At 74.9% G+C, this 9583-nt stretch carries 7 protein-coding genes and 1 pseudogene; 6 read left to right on the forward strand and 2 right to left on the reverse strand.

What is annotated here, in order from left to right:
- Positions 1 to 171: 171 nt before the first annotated feature.
- Positions 172 to 606, reverse strand: a complete 435-nt coding sequence (locus ACSNOH_RS30485; protein WP_436724680.1) for a DUF6542 domain-containing protein — start codon at positions 604 to 606, stop codon at positions 172 to 174.
- A gap of 245 nt (positions 607 to 851) precedes the next feature.
- On the opposite strand from ACSNOH_RS30485, the pseudogene ACSNOH_RS30490 reads away from it, so the two are divergent.
- The 5 genes and pseudogenes from ACSNOH_RS30490 to ACSNOH_RS30510 form a co-directional block, all read left to right on the forward strand.
- A pseudogene (locus ACSNOH_RS30490) lies at positions 852 to 1901 on the forward strand (chitinase); the annotation flags it as partial.
- Between the two features lie 246 nt (positions 1902 to 2147).
- Complete coding sequence (locus ACSNOH_RS30495) at positions 2148 to 2771, forward strand: RNA polymerase sigma factor (RefSeq protein ID WP_436724681.1); 624 nt, start codon at positions 2148 to 2150, stop codon at positions 2769 to 2771.
- Between the two features lie 5 nt (positions 2772 to 2776).
- Entirely contained in the window at positions 2777 to 3628 is an 852-nt protein-coding gene (locus ACSNOH_RS30500) for a hypothetical protein (RefSeq protein WP_436724682.1), read from the forward strand.
- Between the two features lie 44 nt (positions 3629 to 3672).
- Positions 3673 to 4821: a thioredoxin family protein gene (locus tag ACSNOH_RS30505; RefSeq protein WP_436724683.1), complete on the forward strand. Its 1149-nt coding sequence runs from the start codon at positions 3673 to 3675 to the stop codon at positions 4819 to 4821.
- A gap of 194 nt (positions 4822 to 5015) precedes the next feature.
- Complete coding sequence (locus ACSNOH_RS30510) at positions 5016 to 7268, forward strand: HelD family protein (protein WP_436724684.1); 2253 nt, start codon at positions 5016 to 5018, stop codon at positions 7266 to 7268.
- Positions 7269 to 7331: 63 nt separating this feature from the next.
- Here the strand turns inward: ACSNOH_RS30510 and ACSNOH_RS30515 are convergent, their stop codons facing one another.
- Positions 7332 to 8276 (reverse strand): LysR family transcriptional regulator, encoded by a 945-nt coding sequence (locus ACSNOH_RS30515; RefSeq protein ID WP_436724685.1) that lies wholly within the window; start codon positions 8274 to 8276, stop codon positions 7332 to 7334.
- A 189-nt stretch (positions 8277 to 8465) separates the two neighbouring features.
- Between ACSNOH_RS30515 and ACSNOH_RS30520 the strand changes: the two genes are divergently transcribed.
- A complete protein-coding gene (locus ACSNOH_RS30520) occupies positions 8466 to 9500 on the forward strand; it encodes an alpha/beta hydrolase family protein (RefSeq protein WP_436724686.1) in 1035 nt (344 codons plus the stop codon).
- Positions 9501 to 9583: the final 83 nt, after the last annotated feature.

Raw genomic sequence — 9583 nt, forward strand, 5'->3', positions numbered from 1 at the left:
GCGGTGCCCTGCGGGCGGGGCCGGGTGCCGGGGCGGTCGCGGCCCCGGTCGCGGGTGCGGTCCCGGTCGCGGATGCGGTCCCGATCGCGGATGCGGTCGCGGTCCCGGGCCCGGTCGCGGCCCCGGTCGCGGATGCCGTCGCGGCCCCGCTCCCGGTCGCGGCGGTACGGCTCAGGCATGGCAGGCCCTCCTCCCCCGGCCCGGCCGCAGCACACGCCCGGTCAGGACGGCGGCCGCCGTGGCCTCGGCGGCCGCCATGGCGGGGAAGGTGTCGAGGGCCCAGTGCGCGCCCGCCATCACGAGGCTGCCGCCGCTCCTGTCCGCTCCCACGGCGAGCTGGGCGCCGGCGGCCACCGCGGCGACGGCCAGCGGCGGGGCGGCGAGCACCCACCACGTGCGGCCGCGGGGGCAGAGCACAGCGGCGAGCGCGGCGGCGGCCGCGGCGGTGAGCACGAAGATCCGGCCGAGGCCTGCCCCGGCCGCCTCGTCCACGGCGGCACCCGCCACGAGCAGGGCCGCCGGGGCGGCCAGCGCCGCTCTCGCCCGCCGCGCCCGCCGCTGCGGCCGCTCCTGCCTCTCGTGCCTCTCGCTCCGCCTACGGCCCATACGCGCTCCCCATCGGATCCGGTCGGCGCGCACTCGCGACGACCTGGCAACTTTCACAGTTGCGCAATATAGCAAGTGTTATTTCCGGACCGCCGCACGGGCCCCGGCCCTCCGGGTCGGCGGAGGCGGAACGTCCACGGCCGACGACCTCCTGGGACGTATCGTCTCATTCGCCGGGACCGTACCAATAACTGTGCTTCACAGGGGAGTTGGCAAGGAAAATATGAATTCCCCGGAAAAATTCCATGTGCACAACGGGGACCGGAACCCTTGACACAACTCTGGTCCAGACCGACGATGTTCAGCGCGCAACCGCCGCCGCGCTCGTCCTGAGCGGGAGCGGCGACGCCCGCGCCGCCGCGGCGCCCCTGCCGCCCCACGTCTTCGCGCCCTACTTCGAGACCTACGGCCCCGAGAGCCCGGCGGACCTCTCCGCGCGGTCCGGGGCGAAGCACCTGACGATGGCGTTCCTGCAGACCGAGGCGCCGGGCTCCTGCACGCCCTACTGGAACGGCGACACCGGCAAGCCCGTCTCCCCGGCCGTCTTCGGCGCCGACATCGGCACCATCCGGGCCCGCGGCGGCGACGTCATCCCCTCCTTCGGCGGATACGCCGCCGACAACGGCGGTACGGAGCTGGCGGACAGCTGCCCCGACCCCGCGCGGATCGCCGCCGCCTTCGAGAAGGTCGTCACCACGTACGGCGTCACCCGCATCGACCTCGACATCGAGGACAACTCCCTGACGAACGCCGCCGGCATCGACCGCCGCAACAAGGCCGTCAAACAGGTGCAGGACTGGGCCGCGAGCACCGGCCGCACCGTGCAGTTCTCGTACACGCTGCCGACCACCACGCACGGCCCGGCCGAGAGCGGGCTGGCGGTGCTGCGCAACGCCGTCGCGAACGGCGCGCGCGTCGACGTCGTCAACCTCATGACGTTCGACTACTACGACGGGGCCGCGCACGACATGGCCGCGGACACGGTGAGCGCCGCGACCGGGCTCCAGGCCCAGCTCGCGCGGCTCTACCCGGCGAAGACACAGGCGGAGCTGCGGGCGATGACCGGTGTCACCGAAATGCCCGGCATCGACGACTACGGCCCGGCCGAGACCTTCACCACGCAGGACGCCGTCCGCGTCCGCGACTGGGCGGTCGCGCAGGGGATCGGCACGCTCTCGTTCTGGGCGCTGCAGCGGGACAACGGCGGCTGCCCGGGCACGAAGGGGTCCGACACCTGCTCCGGGATCGAACAGGACACCTGGTACTTCAGCCGGACGTTCGCCCCGTTCACCGGGAGCTGACGCCCCGTCCACTCGCCGAGGGGGCGCGCGGCCCGCGCCGCGCGCCCTTCGCGCGTCCCTTTCCGCACGACATTCGGACGATCGGCCTGCACGCCAGGGGCTCCGTTTCGCTTGGCTGATGGATGAGGGCCCTGAGGCCCTCGGGTGCCGAGCGGACGGCACCGTCCATCGGCGAGAGGACGTGCAGGTGCAGCTACAGGCGTGCGATCGGCGGCCACCCGGGCCCGGGGAGGCGGCCGCATGACCGGCGTGACCGGGCGGCGCACCGGGACCGGGCCCCGGCCCTGGCCGGAGCTGCGGGAGGACCTGTCGGAGGGCCTGCCCGCCGACTTCGTCGCCTTCTTCTCGCTCCACCACCGGCCCTACCTCCGCTACGCCCACCTCCAGCTCGACAGCGAGCCGGACGCGGAGTGGGTCGTGGAGGAGGTCTTCTGCCAGCTGGCGCTGGCCTGGGGAGAGGTGCGGCGGCAGCCCAACCCCGCCGCGTACGCCCTGGCCGCCCTCAAGGAGAAGATCACCAAGCTGCTGGCGGCCAGGCGGCGCGGCGCCACGGCGCTCGTCGAGACGGCGGCGTTCGCGGCCGTGCGGGAGGCGAGCCGCGCCCGCCTGGAGGTGCTGGAGTCGCGGCTCGGGCTGTACGCGGCCATCACCCGGCTCCCGGACCGCCAGTTCGACGTGGTCGTGCTGCGCTACGTGCTCGGCTACCCGGTCTGCCGCGTCGCCGGGATCATGGGCATCTCGCCCGCCACGGTGCGCTCGCACGTCCGCGGGGCGAGACGGCGCCTGGCCCGCGATCTGGAGATCGCATGGACTCCGGAAGCCCCGGAGGCCCCGGAAGCCCCGGAAGGAGAAGAGGAGGCGTGAACCACATGCGCCAGGGACAGGGAGGCGACCGGCCGGCCGCCATCGACCGGGTGCTCGCGGAAGCCGCCGTGCCGCCCGGCGCGTTCGACGGCTACAACGAGCGGGCGGCCCTCGCACGGATCGCCGGCCGCGTCGTCTGGAACCGGGCCGACGCCATGGACCGCCGCGCCCAGAGCATCCGCCACGACCACGACCGCGCCGGCCGCGCGGTCCCCGCCGACCCGCCGCTGGGCACGGCCAGGCGCACCGCCCTGCACGAGCGGGCGGCCACGGAGCTGGACTCGCTCTCGGCCCGCGTCGTCCACGACCGGTCCGCCGTCGCGGCGATGGCCCGGCTGGTCGACGACCCGGCGATCGAGCCGCGCGGCGCGCTGGCCTTCGCCTGTCTGCTGCACCTGGCCGGGCGGCACGAGGGCGCGGCGTTCTGGTGGCGGTTCGCCGCCGGCGCCGGTTCCGCGACGGCGGCCCTCTGCCTGTACCTGCACCACCTGCAGCACAGCGAACGGCAGGCAGCGCGGTGGTGGCTCCAGCAGGCCGCCGGGCTGTACGCGCAGGACGGCGACCGGATCCTCGGCACGCCGCCCGCGCCCATCCGCGGCGACCGGCGCCCGAGCCGGTACGGGGTCGTCGAGTCCTCGGCCCGCTTCTTCTGGGAGGAGGGCCCGGAACGGCCCGCAGGCCCGGGCGCCCCGGCCGCGCCCTCGCCCGACGAACGGTGGTGGCGGGCGGTGACCGCCCATCTGACCGCCGCCGTACGGAAGCTGGAGGCGCACAGCGACGCCGACTACGGCACTGTCCCCCGGCCGTCGCCCTATCTCGCCGCGGAGCTGGAGGACTGCGCGGGGACGCGGGCCTGAGGCGGGCCCGTCCCCCGCCGCCGTGCCGCGCCTAGCATGGGGGCATGAGCGCACGTGTGATCGAGTTCCCCGCCGGAGGCATCCCCGGCACCCTCGTCCGCTACACGGAGGGCGGCGGCGAGCCCGTGGAGCTGGACGCGTGCGGCGAGGTGGCGCTGTCGTCCGGCTCCCGGCTCGTCTACGTCCTGGACGCCACCGGCGCGGACGATCCGGACGATGTCGCCGCAGCGCTGGCGCAGTTGCCGTCCGACGCGTTCGTCGTCGCCGACCTGTCCGGGGCGACGGACGCGATGGTCCGGGCGATCGGCGGGCAGCGGGCGCTGAAGACGCTCCTGCTGGCCGGGGACTTCACCGACGAGGGCGTCGCGGCGCTGGGCGGCATGCCCGCACTGACCGATCTCGTCCTCGCGTCCCCGCGGCTGACCGGCGCGGGTCTCGCCGCGCTCGCCGGCTCGGAGACCGCCGCCTCCCTCGACACGCTCGTTCTCAGCGAGGCGACGGCCTTCCGGCCGGAGCACCTCGGCGCCCTCGCCGGCATGCCGCGCCTCGCCTCCCTGACCTTCGACGGCATGGCCGTCGGCCACGACCTGGCCGGCGCCCTGCTCGCACATCTCCCGCAGCTGGCCGAGGTGTCGGTGGCCGAGCGTGCCGGGCACGTCCTCGATCCGGCCGTGCTGGAGCGGCTGCTGGCCGCCGGGCTCTGCGTCAACGGCATCTCCGCGCCGCCGGCGAACGCCGCGCTCGTCGCCGCCGCGGCCGCCGAGGCCGCGATGCCCGCCGAAGACGGCGAAGACGCCGAAGACGATGACGATGAAGACGGCGCAGGCGGCGAAGAGGCGCCGGAGGAGCGCGGCGTACTGCGCGAGGTCGTGACGGAGGACGACCTGGAGCGGCTGCTGGCCGGGCCCGTGCCCGTGCTCGTCGGGCTGACGGCTCCGTGGTGCGGCCCCTGCGCATACCTCATGCCCGTCCTGGAGGACGCGGTCGAAGCCTGCGGAGCCGCCCTGACCGGTGTGAAGGTCGACGTCGACCGGGCCGCGTGGGCGCAGGAGCGCTTCGGCGTCCTGGGCGTGCCCGGTGTGCTGCTGATGCGCGAGGGCCGCGAGGTGTTCCGCTTCACCGGTGTCGCCACGCGCCGGCAGGTCGGGAACTGGCTGGCCACGGCCGGCGTGCCGGGGGCCACCGCCCGCTAGGCCCGGGGGGCGCGTCGAATTCCCGGTCCGGCCCCGGCATTGGTTCGTCACCAAAGAAATCCCCCGGACCGTATTGACGTCCGGGGGATTTCTCTGCGTATATTGGGGATTTCCCTGTCTTGACGAAAACAAGGCAGGGGGAAGCCTTATGAAGTCATCGTATCCCGGCGGGAGCTGAATTGTCAATCGCGGACATGCGCAACGAGCAAGAATTCATCGATCTGCTCCACGAGCGCCTCGCCGAACTGCGTGCCGGAGCCGAGACGGCGGTGGCACAGGCCCTGGCGCAGGGGGGCAGCACCTTCCAGGCGCGGCTGGAACGCGATGTCATGGTCGCCGAGCAGTCCGGGCTCCTCTCCGCCTTCAACGCCGGCGAGCGCGGCCTGTGCTTCGGCCGGCTGGCGTTCCGCGACGGCCGCGACCACCACATCGGCCGCATCGGCATCCGGCGCGACGACGCCGAGCGCACCCCGCTGGTCATCGACTGGCGGGCCGAGGTCGCGCGCCCGTTCTACCTCGCCACCGGGCACACCCCCATGGGGCTGCGCCGCAGGCGGCACATCACCACCGAGGGCCGCCGGGTCACCGCCCTGCACGACGAGATCCTCGACCTCACCGACACCGAGCGCACCGGGCACGAGGGCTCGGACGCGGACGCCGTGCTGCTCGCCGCGCTCGACGCGGCCCGCACGGGCCGGATGCACGACATCGTGCAGACCATCCAGGCCGAGCAGGACCGCATCATCCGCGCCCCGCAGCGCGGCGTCCTCGTCGTCGAGGGCGGGCCGGGCACCGGGAAGACCGTCGTCGCCCTCCACCGCGCCGCCTACCTGCTCTACGCCCACCGCGAGCAGCTGGCCCGGCGCGCCGTGCTCATCGTGGGCCCCAACCCCGCCTTCCTCGGCTACATCGGCGAGGTGCTGCCCTCGCTGGGCGAGACGGGCGTGCTGCTCGCCACGCCCGGCGAGCTCTTCCCCGGCGTGTCGGCCACCGGGACCGACACCCCGCGGGCCGCCGAGGTCAAGGGCTCCGCCGCGATGGCGGACGCCCTGGCGGCGTACGTCCGCGACCGGCAGGTCCTGCCCGATCCCGTGACCGTGATCGACCACGAGGACGGCGAGCTGCTGCTGGACGCGGACATCGCGTCCGACGCGCGCCACCACGCCCGCGCGACGAAACTGCCGCACAACCTCGCCCGCCCGTACTTCGCCTTCCACGTCATCGACGCGCTCACCCGGCAGCTCGCCGACCGCATAGGCGCGGACCCCTATGGCGGGCCGAACTTCCTCGGCCCGGACGACATCGCCCAGCTCGGCAAGGGCATTGCGGCCAGCCGCGAGGTGCACGCCGCCATCGACGAGCTGTGGCCGCAGCTCACCCCGCACCGGCTCGTCGCGGACTTCCTCGCCGAGCCCGCCCACCTGCCCGAGGCGGACGCCGCGGCGATCCGGCGCACCGGCGGCCCCTGGACGCCGGCCGACGTCCCGCTCCTGGACGAGGCCGCCGAGCTGCTCGGCGAGGACGACTCGGCCGCCCGGGCCGCCGCCGAGGCCGAGCGGCAGCGGCGGATCGCGTACGCCCAGGGCGTGCTCGACCTGTCGTACGGCTCGCGCACCCAGGAGTTCGAGGACCGCTCGGACGAGGACTCGGAGGTGCTGGCCGCCCACGACCTCGTCGACGCCGAGCGGCTCGCGGAGCGGCACGAGGAGGAGGACCACCGCAGCGCCGCCGAGCGCGCCGCCGCGGACCGCACCTGGGCGTTCGGCCACATCATCGTGGACGAGGCGCAGGAGCTGTCCCCGATGGCGTGGCGGCTGCTGATGCGCCGGTGCCCGACCCGCTCCATGACGCTGGTGGGAGACCCGGCGCAGACGTCCGAGCCGGGCGGCTGCGGCGCGTGGTCCTCGATCCTCGGCCCGTACGTCGGGGAGCGCTGGGAGCACGTGCGCCTCGGCGTCAACTACCGTACGCCGGCCGAGATCATGGAGGTCGCGGCGGGCGTGCTGCGCTCCGCGGACCCGTCGTTCGAGCCGCCGCGCTCGATCCGCTCCACGGACGTCCGCCCCTGGGCGGTGCGCACCGGCGACCTGCCGGGCGCCGTCGCCGCGGCCGTGGCCCGGGAGCTGCCGGAGGACGGCCGCCTCGCGGTGATCGCCCCGCGGGCGCACCACGCGGCCCTGTCCGCGGCGCTCCCCGCCGCGTCGCACGGCCCGGCGCCGGACCTGACGCGGCCGGTGGTGCTGCTGGATCCGCGGCAGGCCAAGGGCCTGGAGTTCGACGCGGTGATCGTGGCCGAGCCGGCGGAATTCGGCGTCAGCGACCTGTACGTGGCCCTCACCCGCGCGACGCAGCGGCTCGGGATCGTCCACACGGGGGCGCTGCCGGAGGGCCTGCAATCCCTGCCGGAGGGCTTGGAGTGCCTGCCGTCGGCCGCCCCGGCCGGCTGATGCCGACGGGGCCGGGCGCCTGGGAGCCGTGCAGCGGCTGCCAGGCCTTCCGCGCAGCCCTTCTCAGGGGTTCCGGCGCCCCGGTCCGTTCGCCGGTGGTTCGGGCAGCCAGTCGTGGGCCGGGTCGTACTCCAGCCACCGGCTCCGGGCCGCTTCCGCGGCGCAGGCGGTGGTGAGGCCGTCCAGGCCGGGGTGGTTGTTGCCCGTGCGCCACAGCAGCGACCAGGCGTACAGGGGCGTGGGCTCGGTCAGCGGGACCGAGCGCAGGCCGGGGACGTCCGGCAGGGGCACGTCGGCGGGCAGCAGCGTGAAGCGGTCCGGGGATTCCGCCACTTCGGCGAGGAAGTGGGCGAGGCCCAGGTTGACGCTCGCGGCTCTGTCCCGGATGCCGAACCGCTCGGCGAACCGGTGGAGGAAGTCGAGCCGGTCCAGCGCTCCGGGCGACCACAGCACGCTGCCGCGCAGTTGTTCCGGCCGCAGCGCGGGCTCGGCCGCGAGCGGGTGGTCCGCGCTCAGGACGGCGTCCACCGGTTCGAGGCGGACGAGGCGGTGCGTCAGCCCGGCGTGCAGCGGGGGGTGGACCCGGCCGAAGGCCGCGTCGATGTCGCCCTGCATCAGTGCGTCCGTCACCGACGGCAGGTCGCGCCCGTGCCCCGGCACCAGTCCGGCCACCTGTCCGGCGAGCCGGGCGAGCGTCCGCATGGGCGCGTAGAGGTGCCCCCAGACGTCCACGCGCAGCGGGCGGTCCTCCCCCGTCACGGCCGCGACCGCGGCGTCGGCGGCGGCCACGGTGTGCCGGGCGGGCTGGAGGAAGCGGTGCCCGGCTTCGGTGAGGCGTATTCCGTTGCCGCCGCGCCGGAAGAGTGCGGTGCCGAGCAGGGCTTCCAGGCGGGCGATCCGCTTGGACAGCGCCTGCTGGGTGATGCCGAGCGTGCCGGCCGCCCGCCCGAAGTGCCGTTCTTCGGCGGCGCGAACGAAGGCGCGGACGTGCGCCACGTCGAGATCCATGGCCGTCACCATAGGCGACAACCAACGGTTGTCAGTCTCGCTCGCCGGTTGTTGGATCGCCGGGCGGATGCGGGGTTGCATGCACGGCATGCACAGACTGATTCCCACGGCCGGGATCACGGCCCTGCGCCTGCTGCGCACGGCGGGTTCCCCGGCCGGCCGCCGGGCGCTGCTGACCGGAGGAGCACGATGAACACGACGGATACGCCCGAGTCCGCCGCCGCCTTCGCCGCCGCGTTCGCCGACGCCCAGTGGACCCGCGCCACCGGGGCGGGCGTCGACCCCCACGCATACCGCCGCGTCACCGCCGGCCTCACCTCCGTCGCCGACTGGGAACCGGCCTTCCTGCGCACCGGGCACGCCTGCCTGCAGCGCGCGCAGGAGGCGGGATCGCCCGTCTCGGCGGGTGAGCACCTGCTGGCGGCGGCCCGGTGGTTCCACCTCGCCACGCTCGCGCCGGACGCGGAGGCGGCCCGCGCGGCCGCCGCGGCGGACCGTGCCCTGGGCGACGCGCTCGCCCTGCTGGAGCCGGAGGCGCGACGTGTGAGCGGCGAGGGGTTCACCGGCTGGCTGCGTGGGCCCGCCGGCGCCCCCGGCACCGTCATCGTCGTACCGGGTCTGGACTCGGCCAAGGAGGAGTTCCTCGACGTGGTGTCCGCACTGCTGGCCAGAGGGCTGGCGGTGTTCGCGATGGACGGCCCCGGGCAGGGGGCGCTCGCGGCCACGTCCGCGATGCGGCCGGACTACGAGCAGGTTGTGGGCAGGGTCCTCGACGCCCTCGGCGTCGCGCGCGCCGGGATCGTCGGCCTCAGCCTGGGCGGCTATTTCGCCGCCCGGACGGCGGCGCTGGAACCGCGCGTGGCGGCGGTGGCGACGGTCAGCGGGCCCTTCCGCCTCGACTGGGAGGAACTGCCACAGCCCGTACGGGACATCATGGCCCGGCGCACCGGAGGAACCGACGCCGCCCGCGAGTTCGCCGGCCACGTGGACCTCGCCGCACTGGCGCCCCGCATCGCGTCGCCGCTGCTGGTCGTGGACGGAGGCCGGGACGTCATCCCCGGTGTGACGAACGGCGAACCGCTGGCCCGTACAGCTCCGCACGGCACGTACCTCTCCGTGCCGCACGGAGACCACCTCCTCGGCAACGCCCGCCCCGACTGGCTGCCCCGCCTCGCCGACCACCTGCTGCAGGCACTGACGGAGGCGCCGCAGCAGGCGGAATGAAATGATCATCCGTGGGGTTCGGACGGGCAGAGTCCGTGCCCCACCGAAAGGCGAACCGCATGACCTCCCCCGCTGCCCCCGCC

This window comes from Streptomyces sp. URMC 127 (assembly GCF_051386535.1).
Lineage (GTDB): Bacteria > Actinomycetota > Actinomycetes > Streptomycetales > Streptomycetaceae > Streptomyces.

What these genes read in the sequence shown, in the direction of transcription:
- ACSNOH_RS30485 (WP_436724680.1), bottom strand. Translation starts at nt 606, where the DNA reads ATGGGCCGTAGGCGGAGCGAGAGGCACGAGAGGCAGGAGCGGCCGCAG.
- ACSNOH_RS30495 (WP_436724681.1), top strand. Translation starts at nt 2,148, where the DNA reads ATGACCGGCGTGACCGGGCGGCGCACCGGGACCGGGCCCCGGCCCTGG.
- ACSNOH_RS30500 (WP_436724682.1), top strand. Translation starts at nt 2,777, where the DNA reads ATGCGCCAGGGACAGGGAGGCGACCGGCCGGCCGCCATCGACCGGGTG.
- ACSNOH_RS30505 (WP_436724683.1), top strand. Translation starts at nt 3,673, where the DNA reads ATGAGCGCACGTGTGATCGAGTTCCCCGCCGGAGGCATCCCCGGCACC.
- ACSNOH_RS30510 (WP_436724684.1), top strand. Translation starts at nt 5,016, where the DNA reads ATGCGCAACGAGCAAGAATTCATCGATCTGCTCCACGAGCGCCTCGCC.
- ACSNOH_RS30515 (WP_436724685.1), bottom strand. Translation starts at nt 8,276, where the DNA reads ATGGATCTCGACGTGGCGCACGTCCGCGCCTTCGTTCGCGCCGCCGAA.
- ACSNOH_RS30520 (WP_436724686.1), top strand. Translation starts at nt 8,466, where the DNA reads ATGAACACGACGGATACGCCCGAGTCCGCCGCCGCCTTCGCCGCCGCG.